Origin of the sequence: Eggerthella guodeyinii, assembly GCF_009834925.2 — a bacterium.
Taxonomy (GTDB): domain Bacteria; phylum Actinomycetota; class Coriobacteriia; order Coriobacteriales; family Eggerthellaceae; genus Eggerthella; species Eggerthella guodeyinii.
Window position 1 is genome coordinate 4,158,801 of record NZ_CP063310.1, and the last position, 16,377, is coordinate 4,175,177.

15 protein-coding genes are annotated in these 16,377 nt (G+C 59.8%); 3 read left to right on the forward strand and 12 right to left on the reverse strand.

The window, feature by feature from the left end:
- Positions 1-118: 118 nt before the first annotated feature.
- The 3 genes from GS424_RS17740 to GS424_RS17750 all read right to left on the reverse strand — a co-directional run bounded on the left by GS424_RS17740 (position 119) and on the right by GS424_RS17750 (position 7,789).
- Positions 119-3,304 (reverse strand): aminopeptidase, encoded by a 3,186-nt coding sequence (locus GS424_RS17740; protein ID WP_160940839.1) that lies wholly within the window; start codon positions 3,302-3,304, stop codon positions 119-121.
- Positions 3,305-3,445: 141 nt separating this feature from the next.
- Positions 3,446-4,771 (reverse strand): coiled-coil domain-containing protein, encoded by a 1,326-nt coding sequence (locus GS424_RS17745; protein WP_160940838.1) that lies wholly within the window; start codon positions 4,769-4,771, stop codon positions 3,446-3,448.
- 24 nt (positions 4,772-4,795) lie between these two features.
- Positions 4,796-7,789, reverse strand: a complete 2,994-nt coding sequence (locus GS424_RS17750) for a helicase C-terminal domain-containing protein (protein ID WP_160940837.1) — start codon at positions 7,787-7,789, stop codon at positions 4,796-4,798.
- Between the two features lie 82 nt (positions 7,790-7,871).
- Here GS424_RS17750 and GS424_RS17755 point away from each other — a divergent pair, with 82 nt between their 5' ends.
- Complete coding sequence (locus GS424_RS17755; RefSeq protein ID WP_160940836.1) at positions 7,872-8,516, forward strand: hypothetical protein; 645 nt, start codon at positions 7,872-7,874, stop codon at positions 8,514-8,516.
- 27 nt (positions 8,517-8,543) lie between these two features.
- Here the strand turns inward: GS424_RS17755 and GS424_RS17760 are convergent, their stop codons facing one another.
- Entirely contained in the window at positions 8,544-9,485 is a 942-nt protein-coding gene (locus tag GS424_RS17760; RefSeq protein WP_160940835.1) for a D-alanine--D-alanine ligase family protein, read from the reverse strand.
- 64 nt (positions 9,486-9,549) lie between these two features.
- Between GS424_RS17760 and rlmN the strand changes: the two genes are divergently transcribed.
- Positions 9,550-10,578, forward strand: coding sequence for a dual-specificity RNA methyltransferase RlmN (gene rlmN / locus GS424_RS17765; protein WP_193666531.1), 1,029 nt, complete (start codon positions 9,550-9,552; stop codon positions 10,576-10,578).
- 51 nt (positions 10,579-10,629) lie between these two features.
- Here rlmN and GS424_RS17770 read toward each other — a convergent pair whose 3' ends face one another.
- Entirely contained in the window at positions 10,630-11,679 is a 1,050-nt protein-coding gene (locus GS424_RS17770) for a ParB/RepB/Spo0J family partition protein (RefSeq protein ID WP_160940833.1), read from the reverse strand.
- The gene (locus GS424_RS17775) at positions 11,672-12,640 is read right to left on the reverse strand and encodes a ParA family protein (protein ID WP_328596099.1); all 969 of its coding nucleotides are present in this window, start codon (positions 12,638-12,640) and stop codon (positions 11,672-11,674) included. Before GS424_RS17775 ends, GS424_RS17770 begins: the two co-directional genes overlap by 8 nt.
- A 254-nt stretch (positions 12,641-12,894) precedes the next feature.
- On the opposite strand from GS424_RS17775, the gene GS424_RS17780 reads away from it, so the two are divergent.
- The gene (locus GS424_RS17780) at positions 12,895-13,302 is read left to right on the forward strand and encodes an endonuclease domain-containing protein (RefSeq protein WP_160940832.1); all 408 of its coding nucleotides are present in this window, start codon (positions 12,895-12,897) and stop codon (positions 13,300-13,302) included.
- 36 nt (positions 13,303-13,338) lie between these two features.
- On the opposite strand, the gene rsmG is transcribed toward GS424_RS17780, so the two are convergent.
- The 6 genes from rsmG to rpmH form a co-directional block, all read right to left on the reverse strand.
- Positions 13,339-13,980: a 16S rRNA (guanine(527)-N(7))-methyltransferase RsmG gene (rsmG, locus tag GS424_RS17785; protein ID WP_160940831.1), complete on the reverse strand. Its 642-nt coding sequence runs from the start codon at positions 13,978-13,980 to the stop codon at positions 13,339-13,341.
- A 134-nt stretch (positions 13,981-14,114) separates the two neighbouring features.
- Positions 14,115-14,636: a Jag family protein gene (locus GS424_RS17790; RefSeq protein ID WP_101721089.1), complete on the reverse strand. Its 522-nt coding sequence runs from the start codon at positions 14,634-14,636 to the stop codon at positions 14,115-14,117.
- 37 nt (positions 14,637-14,673) lie between these two features.
- Entirely contained in the window at positions 14,674-15,459 is a 786-nt protein-coding gene (locus GS424_RS17795) for a YidC/Oxa1 family membrane protein insertase (RefSeq protein WP_160940830.1), read from the reverse strand.
- A gap of 48 nt (positions 15,460-15,507) precedes the next feature.
- Positions 15,508-15,741: a membrane protein insertion efficiency factor YidD gene (gene yidD / locus GS424_RS17800; RefSeq protein ID WP_154332601.1), complete on the reverse strand. Its 234-nt coding sequence runs from the start codon at positions 15,739-15,741 to the stop codon at positions 15,508-15,510.
- An 11-nt stretch (positions 15,742-15,752) separates the two neighbouring features.
- A complete protein-coding gene (gene rnpA / locus GS424_RS17805) occupies positions 15,753-16,079 on the reverse strand; it encodes a ribonuclease P protein component (RefSeq protein WP_160940829.1) in 327 nt (108 codons plus the stop codon).
- Positions 16,080-16,092: 13 nt separating this feature from the next.
- Positions 16,093-16,227, reverse strand: coding sequence for a 50S ribosomal protein L34 (gene rpmH / locus GS424_RS17810; protein ID WP_013981168.1), 135 nt, complete (start codon positions 16,225-16,227; stop codon positions 16,093-16,095).
- Positions 16,228-16,377 lie beyond the last annotated feature (150 nt).

Sequence of the window (16,377 nt, forward strand, 5' to 3'; positions counted from 1 at the left end):
TGAGCAGGACGCTTTCATCCCGCACCTTATCGTGGCGCGCTTCCATCAGGAGCCCGCGCACACGAACCCGTATTATACGGCAGGCTGAAAATCACCTACCGGGGACGCCAGGGGCCACCTATATATTCTTCAACAACTCCATAACAAAGTCGGCATTCGCCTCAAGCGTCTGCTCGTCGATGTTCTCCAGCACGTCGTCGCCTTGAGCGAAGAAGGCCGGCTTCGCGCCGTCCATGCCCGCCAGGTGCATGGCCTGGTAGCCCTGCTTGATGGCGTAGGACGAAGCGCTGTCCTTCCATTTGATCTGGGCGCTGCCGACGTTCAGGCCGGTCGCCTGCGACGCCTTCTTCACGTAGCGCTTCATGCGCGACGAGGTTTTCACCGAACGGTACATGCCCTCCTGCTCGACCATGCACAGATCGCCCGCGCCCAGCGCGTCGAGATCGATGATGATGGAACCGCGGAGATCCTGCTGGTGCTCGGTGAGGAACGCGCGCATGCCGCCGTTCTGGGCAAGTTCGGATCCCAGCGCGACGAACCACACTTCCGTGTTGATATCGGGATTGCGGAACTGGTAGATTTGCTTGAGCTCGGCCGGCACGTCGGGATCGTCGAAGTCGAGCGCGTCGAACGACTCGCCCGGAGCTTCTTCCCTATCGAGCTCGGCCCGCTCCATGCGGCGCGGCGAGAACGCGCCGCCGTGCCAGGGGCGCCGCTCGTCGGGACCGTAGCCGTCGTCGTACTCGTCGACGTTGTCGTACTCGTACGGGCCGTCGAATCCGTCGTCCTCGAACGTATCGTATTCGTCGTCTTCGTAGCCGGCTTCGTACGGGTTCATCTGAGTGGTCGCACCAGGATCCATCAGGCCGTCGTCCTCGCGGAAGCTCTCCCAGCCGCCGCGCTCGGCACCCACCGTGCGCGCGTCAAAGGTCTCGTCCACCTCGAGCCATTCCTGCGGCGAGGGTTCCTGGTCCTTGTTCTTGCGACGCAAGCGGTCGAACAGGCGATGCACGCGCGATTTCGGCATCTCCACGTAGCCGGGACCGGCGAAGGCGCCCGTCTCGGTGAAGTTCTGGTCGTAGGCGGAATCGTCGGCATCGTCGATGTAGATGTCGTCGGGATCGACGTTGTCCAGCAGTTCGTCGCCAATGGGAGCGAACGTGCCCGTCGCGCCCGCCGGGACGAACGCGCCGGCTGCGCTGACGTTCGACGTCTTGCCCTCGGCGATGTCGGTGCGGCTGATGGAGCCGGAAAGCGACGGGAGTATCGAACGGAGCGAATGCTTCTTCTCAACCGCAGCCTGGTCGGATGCGCCCGCGCTTTCGCCAACAGGCGCGTCGTCGGAGGGCTCTTCGCCAACGTTGATCGAAGGGAGCATGGTCAGCAGGCTCTTCGCGGCGCTCTTGCCCGACGATTCCACGTCGGCCAGCGGGGCGCGCTGCTTCGGAAGCTCGGAGATCGGGGGGAGGTTCGCGGCCGACACGCCGATGTCGGGCAGCACGATGGGACGCGGCGCCGCGTCCTCGGCCTGCGGCGCGGCAGCAGCGGGATCGTCGTAGCGATCGGGGATCACGTCGATGCGGCCGCTTGCGCCGATGGGAGCACCCGTCACGTCGACGCGGTTGCCGGTGCGATGCTCGTCGGCCTGGGCCGCGCGGGCCTCTTCCTGCACCTTGCGCGGATCGAGGAACGAGGGCATGGGAACGTCGTTGATGGGCGGCAGGTCGTCCAGACGCAGCTCGCTCACGTCGATGGGAGGCATCGCCGTGGTGGAGAACGGGTCGACAGGCGCCACGGGAGCCGTTTCCTGCGGAGCGGAAAGCGACGATGCGAAGGCTTGCGCGCCGTCGGGCGCGGGCATGTCGTAAACGCCCTCAACTGCCGGCGCCTCGACCGCTTCGGCACCCGCCGGAGCTGCGGCGCCTTCCGCCTCGGGAGCATGCCACTGGGGAGCTTTGACCTCGCGGGCCTCTTCGTACTCGAAAGCGGTCGCGCTCTCGGGCTTGCGCTCGGCTGCGACGCCCGTCTCGGAGAAGTGCGCGGCGTTCTCGCTCACTTCGTCCGCGGCGTCGAGCGCGCTTGCAAACTTCGAGCGCTGGACCGGCTTGTCCGCGCGCGGCTTCTTGGCTTTTTCCTGCGCCTTCTTGAACCAGTCGGGCACGCCGTCGCTCGGTTCGCTCGCCTGGCTCACGGCCGCATACGACGACGCGGCCATGCCGGCCGTTGCCGCGGCGATGGCGGCTGCTTCGGCAGCGGCGCGCGCGGCCTCTTCGGCAGCGGCAGCTTCGGCGTTTGCCAGGGCTTCCTGCATCGTGTCCTCGGGAATGCTGGACAGCGCTTCGCGCGTTTCGCCGCGCAGCTCGCGATAGCCCTCGTCGGTGGGCGTCGGCAGCGGGGGCTCTTTGATCTGCACGAGGTTCTGGGCGATATCGGACGCGGACACGCCCGTCACGGGTTTGCCGGACAGCGCGGCAACCGCGGCTTTCGCGGCGGCCAGACGCGCTTCGGGCGTCTGCGGGGCGGGCTCGGGCGGCTTCACGCTGGCTGCTTCGTACACGAGCTGCGCGCCTTCGGGCACGAGTCCCGCCGCACGCGCGGCATCCTCGCCATGGATCGACGCATCGGTGCGGGCGGCCAGCTCGGCCTCGCTCACGCGCCCGCGTCCCACGCGGCGCGCGACCTCCATCATCACCGCCGTGCCTGCGGCGTTGCAGTTGGCGGCTTCGTTGTACGAAGCCAGCTTGTGCAACAGGGCGAACACGATGGGCAGCGCCACCAGCACGAGCGCGATGCACGCCAGCACGTTCAGCACGATGGCGGTCACGCCTTCGGCGTTGAGGAATATCACGTTGCGGACGATCAGGAGCAACGGCAGGAACACCATCGCGCCGAACGTCGCCCATTGCAGGATGGGGAGGATCGACAGCAAGGGGCCGTTGAGCTCGGCGCGCACCTTGCCGCTGTCGTAGCGGGACACCACGATGACCTTGCGGCGACGCGATCCGCCCGCTTCAGCCGAGTAGCTGGGCTCGTACTTCGCCACCACGTTCTGGCTGACGCCGCGAGCGAACGCGCGGGACAACACGGGACGGTTGAACACCTCGGCCGCGAACAGCAACGCGGCGATCAGCGTGATCACGATGGACGCCACGCCCACCACCGGCAAGAACAAGGCGAGTACGGTGATGACCAGCGTCGCCGCGCAGCAGATCACGCGCGGGGCCTCGGCACCGGGGGCGCCGCTGAAATCTTCGATGATGGCGGAAAGACCCGCGTCCTTCTGCATCTGCTCGGTAATGTACAACGCCGCTTGCTGCTCTTCTTCGGTTCCCGCAGGGCGAGGACCGATTTCCTGTGATAAATATGCGACGTTATCTAGTATGTCCGGCATACTCTTTTGCCTTTCGTTGGCGATTCTACAAGGCACACATGATGCAAGTATACGCTATTTGCTCCCTGCACCCAAATAATCACTAATAAAAGCGTCCGCGCTGCGGGCTTGTAAACGTGCTGTTGAATAGGCCTTTGCGACGTCGGAGGTGGCGTCTTCGAAGGCCTCGTCGACGATGCTCGACGGGTCGTCGGGCAACGCTTTCGCGAGCGTCGCCGCTTCGGCGTCGGCGATGTTGTACGCGTTGTTCTGAGCCGTGGCCTCTTCCTTGTTCTTGGCCAGAATAGCGTCGTCGGACGCGATGGCGTACCCGAGCGACTCCTGGCGTTTGGCGATGTAGTCGACGAACTGCGTGAGGTCGGCTTGCGGATACGTCGCCTGGACGTCCAGGAACGCCGCATACGCCTCATCGAAGGCGGCGAGCGCTTCGTTCGTCTTGCTCTTCGACGCTTCGACGTTCTCCGCCGTCGTTTCCGTTACCAGCTGCGCGGCCTGGCGGGCCAGATCGTCGCCTTCCAGCACGGTTTTCCAGGCGGCGTCCACGCTTTCGGCGGCGCTCTGGGCCTCCGTGGCGGCGTTCATGAGCAGCTGTCCCTGTTCGACCAGCGTGAAACGAGCGGCGATGCCGGCTACAGCTTGGTTGGCGGCTTCCTTCTCGCGAGCGCCGTTCAGTTCGAGGGAGACGGCGCGCGCTTTCTCGTCGGCGTCTTGAAGCTTCCGCTCCACCGCCTCAAGCTGCGCCTGAATCGCGGTACGCTGCTCTTCGCTTCCTTCCGCGAAGGGGTCGGTCACCACCTCGTCAAGCTGCTGGATCGTCTCATCCGCTTCTTTGACCAGCGACAACGCATCGTCGAGCACCGCGACATGACCCTGCTGGCTCTGGTAATCGCGATAGAGGTACATGCCTCCCGCGCCCAGCAGGCCGATGCTCACCACCACGATCACCGCGACCGCGAGCCACTTGCTCAAACGGCGGCGGGCCTTGCGGCGGGCTATCTCCTCTTCAGGGGAGCGCTTGGGCTTCGCCGGAACCACCGCGAGGGGAGCGGGGCTGCTTTTCTCCGTTTGGCTCGTCGGACGGGCCGCCGAGGGCAGCGCGCCCATCTTCGACGTGGACGCGCTGTCGTCAACCGAAACGAAATCACCTGTTGAAAGGGGTAATCCGCGCTCTTTCGTCGGCGTGGGAGCCGGCTTCTTGTGCCTGCCCGGAAGCGTGAACAGCGCGATGCGGCCGGGTCCGTGCTTCTGCTTGTCGTTCCCGTCGCCGTCGAGCGCGTTCTTCGCCGCGTCGAGCACGCTGAACGATATCTCGTTCGACGTGCCGCGCGTATGCTTCTTGATGTGCGCCGCGCGCGTTATTTTGTCTTCCCACTTGCCCATGCGTGCCTGCTGGATAGCCTCGCGCTACCGGTCGTTCATGCGCTCGAGGTCGACCGCGATCTCGGCCGCGGTCATCACCTTGATGGTCCTGCTGGGCAACGAGTTGAGGAACGCCTTGCCGTAGCTCTTCGTCAACAGGCGGCGATCGGTGAGGATGAGCACCCCCGTGTCGTCGGCCTTCCTGATGAGGCGGCCGGCGGCCTGCTTCGTCTCGAGGACCGCGGCGGGCAGCACGTAGCGGCGCCATGCCTGGTCGTCGCGGGCGGCGCGCTCGCACGACAGCGGATCGGTCGGCTTCGCGAACGGCAGTTTCGGGATGATGACGCCCTTGAGGGTGGCGCCGGGGGCGTCGAAGCCCTCCCAGAAGCTTTTGAGCGCGAACAGCGACAGGTGCTCGTCGGCCAGGAAGTCGTCGCGCAGGCCCTTCACCGACACGCCCCACTTCTGGCACACCACGCGCAGGTCGTCCTCTTTGAGCTGGGGTTGCACCTCGTCGAAGCATCGTTCCATCTCACGGCGGTTCGTGAACAGCGTCAGCATCGACCCGCTTTGCGCGCGGTGCACGTCCACCAGCAGTCGCTGCAGCGCGGAAAGGTAGGCGGCCTCGTTCGGCTCGGGCATATCGCTGGCCACGTAGACCGTCATGTGCGCGTCGAAATCGTAGCTTGAATCCAGCTTGCACGTCTGACAGGTCGAATGCTCCGATGCGTTCAGGCCCAGCGCGCTTTCGAATGCGTCGAACTTGTCGTCCACGGCCAGCGTGGCAGACGCGAATACCGTCGAATGCGTGCGCTCGAACAGCGTCTCGTTCATCGCTTCGCCCACGTTGATCAGCAGCGCTTCCAGCTTCTCGGCGACACGATCCTTCTTGCGGCTCAAGGTCGCCGCATACGCGTACGTTTCCGGCGCCTTGTCCAGGATGATATCAGCTGCGTTCATCTGCTCTTTGAGTTCCATCGCCACCGACGCGATCTCGCGCTGTATCTCGGCGGCTCCCTCGAGGTCCTCCAGGTAGCCCACCAGCTCCTGGCATACGTGCACCAGTTTTTCGGCGGTTTCGGTCATCGCCCGTCCATAGCTTGCGACCTGGGCAAACGTTGCGCTTCCACGCACGTCGGCGTTGATCCACAGCTCGACGATCTCATAGCCCTTGCCCTTCCTGTTCTGATCGAAGAACAGGAGGTCCTTGAGATGCCCGGCGAAATCGCGGGCGGCATCGGCGTACGCCTTGCCCGCCGCGCGAGCCTTGCCGGTGAGGGCATAAAACAGCGTGGAGCCCTCTTCCATGCCGGGAATCACCACGCGACGCTCGGCACGGACGAACACGTTGCGGGACGCCTCGTCGGCTCCCACGCGATTGGCCAAGCGCGTGATGTCGTCGGCCGAGAGCGACAGCGAGAATGCGCGGCGCGCCTCGGCTTCGGCTCCGTGGGCCTCGTCCACCACCCAATAGCGGATCGGTGGCAGCAAGCCGCCGTCGGCCACGAGGTCGCAGAACAGCAGGCTATGGTTCGTCACCACGATATCGGCCGCTTCCGCGCGGCGACGCGATCCGTGCACGAAGCACGAAGTACCAAAATAGGGACACTTGCGCCGCAAGCAGTCGTTCGCCGTCGTCGTGATGATGCGGCGCGGCAGCACGCGGTAGTCGATCTTGAGGCTGTCCATGTCGTCGTACTCGGTTTGCTCGATGAACGACAGCAGTGCCGCAAGCGATGGGGCCTGGGTCTGCTCTTTGTTGCCGAACAGCTTCGTTTGCGCGCCATCGGCCACGATATGATCGATCTTCCGCAGGCACGGGTAGTGCGAGAAACCCTTGAGCGGGGCATACGTCAACGGGGGACGCTCGGGATTGGCAGCTTCGAGCGCTTCTGCCAGCGCGGGCAGCTCGTGGTAGACCAGTTGGTCGAGCAGGGTGTTCGTCTTGGTGGCCACGCCGACGGCAATGTTGTTGGCCTGCGCCGTCAATGCCGACGGCACCAGGTACGCCATGGACTTGCCCACGCCCGTGCCCGCTTCGACCAACAGGTTCTCGGAACTCGAGAACGCGTTGCGCACCGCTTCCGCCATGTCGACTTGCTCCATGCGCGGCTCGAAATCGTCGTACAGCGCGCCGACGAGGCCGGCTTCGGAGAATGCCTGCACGATATCTTCGTTCGAAGGGAACATGAGCGCGCGCTGAGGATCGGCCGCTATGTCGTCCGCGTCCAGCTTCGCCACACGCTCAAGTTTGCCCAAACGGTCGCGCCGTAACGTGCGCAACGAGAATTTCAGGTTCAATGTTTCACGTGAAACATCGTACTTCTCAGCAAATTGCGCGAATACCGTCTGCGTGGACCACTCATCGGGCGTCGCCATATGCGCGATCTCGCACACAAGCGCAGGAGGCATCGTCGCGACGCCGGCCAACAAGATGCGGAAGATGGCACAGGTTGCCTCGACGTCGGCATCGGCACGGTGCGTCGACAACGGCGCGCCGAACGCGCGCACGAGGTCGAGCAGACGATGCGATTTCAAGCGGGGAAGCGCGATGCGCGCGAGGTCGAGCGAGTCGATCCAGGTGTTTTCCAGCAAAGGATAACCACTCGGATGACGCGTCGTGAAGGTGCGATCGAATTCAGCGTTATGCGCGATGACCTTCGCATCGCCGACGAACTCCACCAGCTTCGCCAGCGCATCGGAAGGGGACGGCGCATCGGCAACATCGCTGTCGTGAATATCGGTGAGGTGCGCGACATCCTCCGGGATGGGCTTCCCGGGGTTCACGAACGTGATGAACCACTCGACGATCTCGCCGTTCTCCATACGGGCGGCGGCGATCTGGGTCAATTCGTCGTGATGGAACGAGAAACCGGTCGTTTCCGTGTCCAGTACCACGACATTACGGTCGAGATCACCGAAATCCGCCGTAGCGGCGATTTCAGGCAGCGACGCATAGCGGTCGCGGATGGCCTGCGAAGTACCATCGCTTATGAAACTTTGCAGGGTATCCTGCGAGGGCGTGTTTTGTTTATCCATACCGGGTAGCCTATCATCTATCATGGGATCACACAAACTGTTACGCCGACGTTGACAAAAAGAACGGCTCAAAGGAGAAAACATGCAGGCAGAGCGCTATTTCGGAACGTACGCACGATTCGATACCCTTTCGAAGAAAGACGCTGCCGCACTGCTTGGAGCCGACAACCTCATCGGCGACGTGTTCGAAATCGTGTTCCAAACCGAAAACGGCGTGTCAACCGCTTGGATGAAGAACCGTTTCGGCGGGCTCATCGGCTTCTTCGACGCTGCATTCTCCCGCAAGCTGAACGTTCTCGCTGCGCGTGGGTGGAAACTGCAGGCGGTTCTATCGTTCGTCGCGTTCACCGATCGTCCCGAGCCGGGCCATTACTGGGGCCAAGCGGCCGTCATCTGCTTCGATCCGACGCTCGAGCAGGCCTTCGGCCCGTTCATCGCCTCGACCGCGCAGCGCTTGTCCGACGGTGTGCGACCCGAAGTCGATCTGGGCGAGCAAGGCGTAGAACAGGTTGTCTCGAGCAACGGCACCTGGACTCCCAAGAAAACCGTGGCGTTCCCTGCGAAGGAAGCGGGCACGGTAATCATGAAAAGCCGGCGCAAAATATCCGAGAAACTCATCGAGCAAGGACGCAAGGGCAACAAGGGATGCTATGCCGTAAGCTGGCTGTTCTTGCTGTTGCTTGTCGCCCTTGCTCTGTTCGGCCTTAAGTCGTGCGGCGTATTCTAAATCTCAGAATGTTTCACGTGAAACATTCTACGCAAGCGCATAGCCGATAAGCCGCGTGCACAACTCCGGGAACGAGATTCCCGCAGCGCGCGCGGCGTCGGGGAGCAGCGACGTCCCCGTCATGCCCGGAATCGTGTTCGTCTCCAACGTCCAGCACGAGCCATCCTCTTCCAGGATGAAATCCGAACGCGACACGCCCTCGCAGGAAAGCGCACGATGAGCGCGAACGGCGAGGTCCTGTACCATGCGCGTCGTTTCCTCGGACAGCGGAGCGGGACACAGGTGCTGCGAACCGCCGGGCGCGTATTTCGACTCGAAGTCGTAGAAGTCGCTTTTCGGCACGATCTCGATGATCGGGAGCGCTTCCACCTCGTCGCTACCTATAACGGCAACCGTCAATTCCTTACCTTTTATATAGCGTTCGATAAGCACCTCGGAATCGATGGCGAATGCCTTCTCGATCGCGTCGGTTATCGCAGGAGCTCCCTCGACGATGAACACGCCCAGGGCGCTTCCTTCCGTTCCCGGTTTCACCACACAATGCGTTCCCAGTTTTTCCACGATGGCGTCCACGTCGTAAGAATCGCCCGCCTGCAGCGATACCGACGGGGGAGTGGGGATGCCGGCCCGCTCGTAATACACCTTCGACTTCACTTTATCCATGGCCAGCGCGCTCGCCCATACGCCGGAGCCGATATACGGGAGCCCGATCGTCTCCAAAAGACCCTGCACGGTGCCATCTTCGCCGTATTTGCCATGCAGGCAGAGGAACGCAACATCAAAAGGGCCGTCGATAAGGCGCTTCAGGTCTTCTTTTTCAGCCGGATCGAGCTGCGTAACGATAAATCCGGCCTCCTCAAGAGCCTCACGCGCCCCCTCGGCCGACGCAAGGGAAACCTCCCGCTCCCCACTCTTTCCTCCGGCAAGCAACGCCACGCGGCAATCAGACATGCATCCTTCTTTCATCATCCTTGATACGTTCGTTGCAGTATAGCAAAGGGATGTTTCACGTGAAACATGTATAATGACCGGTATGGATAAACCAATTAAAACTTACGCGCTTCCCGAACTCGCTTCTCTCATGAAGGAGTTGGGACAGCCCGCCTTCCGCGCACAACAGGTGCAGGAATGGCTCTACCAACGTCATGCAACCAGCTACGACGAGATGACGAACCTTCCTGGCGCCCTCAGGGAAGTGCTGGCGAAGCGTTTTCCGCTTACGACGCCGCTGATCGTCGATTGTCAGGTGTCGAAGGATAAGACGCGGAAGTACCTCATCGAGTTCGATGACGGTATCCGCGTGGAAACCGTCGCCATCCCTTCGCGCGGAGGCGATCGCCTCACCGTCTGCTTCTCCACGCAAGCCGGATGCGCCATCGGGTGCGCGTTCTGCGCGACGGGGCAAGAAGGCTTCGCACGCAACCTCACTCCGGGAGAAATCGTCGATCAGGTGTTGATCGCGCAGGAAGACATGGGGAAACGCGTGACGAACGTCGTGGGAATGGGCCAGGGCGAGCCGTTCCTCAACTACGACAACACCATGGCTGCGCTGCGCATCCTCAATCACAAGAAGGGCCTGGGGATCGGAGCGCGACATATCAGCGTGTCAACCTGCGGCATTCTGCCAGGTTTGAAGCGTTTCGCCGAAGAACCTGAGCAATTCACCCTCGCCGTGTCGCTTCATGCAGCGCGCCAGCCGATTCGCGACCTCATCATGCCCAATGTGGCGCGTTACAAGCTTCCTGCATTGAAAGAAGCACTCCAGGAGTACGTTTCCAAGACGAGCCGCCGCGTAACGCTCGAATACATCATGATCGAAGGCGTGAACGACGCACCGGCAGACCTGAAGGCGTTGCAGAAGTTCTGCTCGAACCTGATGTGCCACGTGAATCTGATCCCCATCAACGCAATAGAGGGATCGGAATTCCAGCCGAGCCCTCCGGAAACCATCGAACAGTGGCTTTCCGCGATCCAGAAGAAGGGAACGGAAGCGACGCTGCGTGATTCCCGCGGTTCCGATATCGCCGGTGCCTGCGGTCAGCTGAAAAACACGTTCAAATAAGAAAGCCCCGAATGTTTCACGTGAAACATTCGGGGCTTTCCTTTGCCTTGCTTAAGATGCAGCGGCTATGAGCTCTTCGAACAACCGCTCGAGATCTTCCTCGTCCTGGAACTCGATCTCGATCTTGTTCTTACCATTCGACGATTTAACCTTCACCGGCGTGTTCAGCACATCTTTCAGCGCTTTCGCCACCGTCTTGTACGTTTTCGGCAACGGCTCCTTCTTCGTCGGCGTATCGCTGCGCTTTCCAGAGAACAAGCGCGCAATAGCCTCCGCTTCGCGCACGGTGAGCTTTTCCGCCACAAGCTTGTCCGTCAACTTCTGACGTCCCTCTTTCGTGGGAATGGACAGAATAGCACGCGCATGACCCGCGGAAATCTTCTCCTCGAACAGCAATTGCTGCGCTTCTTCAGGAAGCTCGAGCAAACGAAGCGCGTTCGCCACCGTAGAACGACCCTTCGACATAGCCTGAGCTACCTCGGATTGCGTGAGGTTGCGACGTTCCATCATGCGACGATACCCATACGCTTCCTCTATAGGATTCAGATCGGAACGCTGGATGTTCTCCACAAGGGCAAGTTCGAGCGCTTGATCATCGTCCGCGTCCTTGATGCGCACGGGAACGGTCTTCAAACCCACGATCTTGCATGCTTGCCAGCGACGCTCGCCGGCAATGATCTGATACTCGTTGCCTCCCACGGGACGAACGAGGATAGGCTGCAGCAAACCGTCCTTTTCGATGGATGCCGCAAGCTCCTCCAGTGCTTCCTTCTTGAAATTCGTACGCGGCTGGTCGGGGTTCGGACTCACCAGTTCGATAGGAACCTCGTCGGTTCGGCGCTGCACGACGCTTTTGATGGTCACTTGGCTCTCGCCGTCGACAATCGATTCCTCTTGGGTCGACGTAATTGTTTCACGTGAAACATTCGCAGATTCCGGCTCAGATTCGGGGCGAACCGGTGTCGGCATCGACACTTCTTCGCGCTCCTGCTCTACCAATACGCGTTTCGGAGTAGCCTCGAGAGGAGCCGCCTCCTCGTATGCTCCGCCAAGAAGCGAGTTCAAGCCACGACCCAACCCGCTTTTGTTCGCTTTAGCCACGTTGTACCACTTCCTTTGCGAGGTTCATATACGATTGAGCACCCTTACCCGTCGGATCGTACTGAGTGATGGGCTGGCCGAAGCTAGGCGCCTCGGAAAGCTTGACCGTACGGGGAATGAGCGTCGCGAAGACCGTTTTACCGAAATAGCTGCGTACTTCGTCCACAACCTGACGCGAAAGCGTGGTGCGGCCGTCGTACATCGTCAGCAGCACGCCGAAGATATCGAGCGTGGGATTAAGGCGAGTTTTGACACGTTTCATTGAATCAAGGAGTTTTGTCACACCTTCCAGCGCGTAAAACTCGCACTGAATAGGTATCAACAGCTTGTCAGCAGCCACCAATGCGTTGACCGTCAGTAAGCCGAGAGAAGGCGGGCAATCGATAAATACATAGTCGTACTTGCCGCGAAGGCTTCCTACGGCGTCTTTTAAGCGATTCTCACGGGCCATCTCGGATACGAGCTCTACTTCTGCCCCTGCGAGGTTAATCGTGGCTGGTACGAGGTCGAGGCCTTCGCCCACATCCGGGATGATAACATCCTCGATTGCCACGTCGTTCAGCAGCACGTCGTACACGCAGTTGTGAACCTGGCTCTTCTCGATACCCAACCCACTTGAGGAGTTGCCTTGAGGATCGAGATCCACCAACAGCACCTGCTTGCCAAGCTCGCCCAACGCGGCAGAAAGGTTGATCGCAGTCGTGGATTTTCCGACGCCGCCTTTTTGGTTGATGATAGCCATGACCTTCGTCTGACCAACCACATGTTTGACGGGCGCCTTCTCCTTGATGGTCTTGATAGGAGTGGAAGACACTTCCTGATGCTCGATCATAGGGCGCGTCTCTCGTTCGACCACTTCGATATGGTCGATGATCAACTCTTCCTCTACAATCTCTTCCTTTTCATGCTTGACAGTCTCTGCTGCTTTTTTGTCTCGTTTGAGACCATCGAATAGTCCCACAGGGACCCCCTTTCTTAACCGCGAACACAGTATACCCTGTTTAGTGTTTCACGTGAAACACTCGTCCAAAATGTTTCACGTGAAACATTCGAAGGATGCTAGAACCAATAGTGTTTCACGTGAAACAAATATCGAAACCACGTTCGAAACGTAGGCAAACGGCGTGAGATTCGCATCGGCTGCACGTTGGAACCCTGCCATCTGCGCGTGAAACCATGCAGGTACAATACTAGGTAAGGAAAGTGAGGTAGCTGATGAATACTACACGGCGTCAATTGCTCGCTCAGCGGGCAAGCACTATGCGTAAACAGATGACATACGCAGAACGGCAGCTCTGGTTCTCATTCTTGCGGGAGTACCCTACGCCATTCGTGGCGCAAAAAGTCATCGGATCGTACATTGTCGATTTCTATTGCCGCAAAGCACGTCTGAGCATAGAGCTCGACGGCGACAGCCATTATACCAAAGGGCAGAAGGAATACGATCGCATACGCACCACGTACCTGGAGATGATGGAAATCAAAGAATTACGGTTTACGAACAACGACATCATTGAGAACCTCGAAGGCGTGTGCGAAGTCATCCACGCTGAGGTTCTCAATCGACGCAACGATATCCAGGAGAATGAAAGCCTGTTCCAACAGATGAAAGGAAAATGCTAGAACGACGCTAGATTCGCGAATGTTTCACGTGAAACATTAGAGCGGTCGTTTTTGAGCCATTCCAGTCTTACGCGGCAGGTTGATTTGAGGACGCCCAGATTTCTCGAAGGAGATAATACGACGGCGAGCATCGCCAAGTTCGACAGCACGATCGGAAACAAGGCTCATACCCAAGCGTTCTTGGAGCGAAAGCGCATGCTGCAACTCCTCGTCCGAAACGTTCGCTTTGTAGCAAACCAGCCGTCCGCCGTCCTGCAACAAAGGACTCGCAAGTTCCATGAGCACCGAGAGCTGCGCGAGCGCACGGGCCGTGACGACAGCGAACACCCCGGCCTTCTCGCGCGCGAGGTCTTCGATGCGCCCTGTGTACACTTCGACGTTATCAAGCCCTAGCTCTTCCACCATCGACGCGAGGATCGCGGTCTTCTTCCCAACGGAATCGGCGAGCAGCGTCGCGCGTCCGCTTTCGATCGCCAAGGGAATGCCCGGGTACCCGGCGCCCGAACCGATATCGACAAGACGCCCTTCCGGAGCCTCTTCAACCTCGGGAAGCCCAACAAGCGAATCCTCGACATGCAGGAGCATACCCTCATCCCATGTTGATATGCGCGTGATGTTGGTGGTCTTGTTCGCCTCGATCACCAATTCCAAATGACGCTTCAAAAGATCGTCGTGCATTGCATACTCCTCCAAGTTGTCGTTCCATCAGTATACGTGAAATGTTTCACGTGAAACATTTCGATATGAAAAAGCCCGCACCTTTCGATGCGGGCTTCCAAATAACTCGGAACGTTCTACGTGCGCAGCACGTGCTAGCGAGGCAGGATCACCACATGGCGCGCGCTGCCTTCACCTTCGGACGCGGTTTCCACACGATCGTCGTCGCGCAAGCAGATATGCACGATGCGGCGCTCGTACGGCGTCATCGGACGCAGCTTGATGCTGCGGTTCTGACCGGCCGCGCGGTTCGCCGAAGAACGCGCGATCGACTCGAGTTTCTCACGCTGGCGGCTCTTGTACCCTTCGACGTCCACGATGACCGGATAACGGAACCCGATGGTGCGCACGGTGATCGCCGACACGAGGAACTGCAGCGCATCGAGCGTCTTTCCGTGGCGGCCGATCAGCACCGCCAGATCGTCGCCCGTGATATCGAGGATCAGCTCGCCCTCGTCTCCCTCGTACTCGTCGATGGTCACCTCGCCCACATCGAAGTACTTGAGGATATCCTGGAGCGCCCCGATCGCCGTATCGGCAATACGGTCGAGATCCTCGTCGGTCAGTTCGGAGGGTTCCTCATCAAGAGGCTTCTCATCAACCAGTTCTTCAGCCATGACAGACTCCTCAATGTTTCACGTGAAACAATCGGTATTACTTGCGCTTCGTCGTATCCTTCTTGGTAGGACGGGGCTTCTTCTGCTTACGGGTCACATCGACCTCGATAGGCTTCACTTCGATAGTCTCGGCAGCCTCCGCATCGCGCTTCTTCATGATGCGCATGGAGATCTGCTGCTGAGCGATGCCCATGAGCGAGGAAGCGCCCCAGAACAGAAGCACGCCGGCGGGCGAGCCCCAGCTGATCCAGAGCATGAACACGCTCATGACGGCGGCCATGATCATGGTCTGCTTGCGCTGCGGGTTGTCCTTGTTGCCCATCTGCATGAGCACCATGGGCAGGAACGTAGCACCGGCGAAGATCACCATAAGGATCAAATAGGGAACAAATGTTCCAAAACCTGCGGCCATTGCCTCCTGTGGCTTCATAACCAAGCTGGGCACCAGGTTGTAGAACTCGTAGGTGGTGCCCGACGTGCGAGAACCCATCTCGCTGAGCACCTGGAACAGCGCCATGAAGATAGGCATCTGCAGCAGCATGGGCAGGCAACCGGCCAGCGGGTTGAACTTCACCTCCGCGTAGAGCTTCTGCATTTCCTCCTGCAAGCGCGGCTGATCGTCGGCATACTTGCGCTGCAGCTCCTGCATGAGCGGCTGCACCTTCTGCATCTGGAATGACGACTTCGTCTGCTTGTGCATCAAGGGCGAGATCAAGATACGGAAGATGACCGTGACGATGATGATGGCCAGGCCCCAGTCGCCGCAGAAGTTGTAGAAGAATTGGATGATATCGAATATCCAATCCTTAAATACGTCCCACATGTTCAGTTGTTCCTTCCTCTATACCAAAGAAGCTCGTGCGACGACACCTCAAGGAACAGGATCGTAGCCGTGCGAACCCCCCGGACGACAACGCAGCACACGCTTAACCGTGAGCTTGAGGCCCCGGCAGAACCCGTAGCGCTGGAACGCAATGAGTCCGTATTCGGAGCACGTCGGCGTGAAACGGCAGCAGGAAGGGAACAGAGGAGAAATGGCAGCTCGGTAGAAGGTGATGAGAAACACCGCCAGTTTGCACGGCACTTGCTTCAGAAAAGCTTTCATCCCTCTCGTCCCTAACGTAATTCAGCTCGTTTCAACGTCTCGGCACATGCTGTATGCACTTTACTATAAGAACTCCTCATGATGCCCGACTTCGCGAGAAATATCACATCATAGCCCGCCCAAGGACCGCCCAGCTCATGGCAGATGGCTCGCATGCGTCGTTTGGCGCTGTTGCGCCACACCGCGTTCCCCGATTTTTTACCCGCAATAAAAGCAACACGACCTTGCGGGCCGTGCTGCTTCGTGGGTAACACTATGAACGTAAGGTACGGCGTATGTAGACGCTTGCCGCATGAGAACAGATCGGAGATATCCCCGCGGGATTTAATGGTCTCCAACCCAAAGCTCTCTCTACACGCAGAGACGCTTGCGCCCCTTGGCGCGACGAGCAGCCAGCACCTTGCGGCCGCCCTTCGTCGACATACGAGCACGGAAACCGTGGCACTTAGCCCGCTTACGAGTGTTAGGTTGATACGTGCGCTTCATATTGATTCCCTTTCATGGTTTTAGAGCAACCTCGAAAGTATAGCTCACGTTACCGGGGAGTCAAGGAAAACTCACAAGAAGGGTTCATGATTTTTTCCAGGTCGCCTCGAATAGAGCTGACCGGATCGATGAGCCTTTTGACGTGGAAAA

Excerpts from the sequence above, each read along its gene's own strand:
- GS424_RS17755 (WP_160940836.1), top strand. The coding sequence starts at position 7,872 with ATGCAGGCAGAGCGCTATTTCGGAACGTACGCACGATTCGATACCCTT.
- yidD (WP_154332601.1), bottom strand. The coding sequence starts at position 15,741 with ATGAAAGCTTTTCTGAAGCAAGTGCCGTGCAAACTGGCGGTGTTTCTC.
- GS424_RS17745 (WP_160940838.1), bottom strand. The coding sequence starts at position 4,771 with ATGGGCAAGTGGGAAGACAAAATAACGCGCGCGGCGCACATCAAGAAG.
- GS424_RS17760 (WP_160940835.1), bottom strand. The coding sequence starts at position 9,485 with ATGATGAAAGAAGGATGCATGTCTGATTGCCGCGTGGCGTTGCTTGCC.
- rlmN (WP_193666531.1), top strand. The coding sequence starts at position 9,550 with ATGGATAAACCAATTAAAACTTACGCGCTTCCCGAACTCGCTTCTCTC.
- GS424_RS17790 (WP_101721089.1), bottom strand. The coding sequence starts at position 14,636 with ATGGCTGAAGAACTGGTTGATGAGAAGCCTCTTGATGAGGAACCCTCC.
- GS424_RS17780 (WP_160940832.1), top strand. The coding sequence starts at position 12,895 with ATGAATACTACACGGCGTCAATTGCTCGCTCAGCGGGCAAGCACTATG.
- rpmH (WP_013981168.1), bottom strand. The coding sequence starts at position 16,227 with ATGAAGCGCACGTATCAACCTAACACTCGTAAGCGGGCTAAGTGCCAC.
- rsmG (WP_160940831.1), bottom strand. The coding sequence starts at position 13,980 with ATGCACGACGATCTTTTGAAGCGTCATTTGGAATTGGTGATCGAGGCG.
- GS424_RS17750 (WP_160940837.1), bottom strand. The coding sequence starts at position 7,789 with ATGGATAAACAAAACACGCCCTCGCAGGATACCCTGCAAAGTTTCATA.
- GS424_RS17795 (WP_160940830.1), bottom strand. The coding sequence starts at position 15,459 with ATGTGGGACGTATTTAAGGATTGGATATTCGATATCATCCAATTCTTC.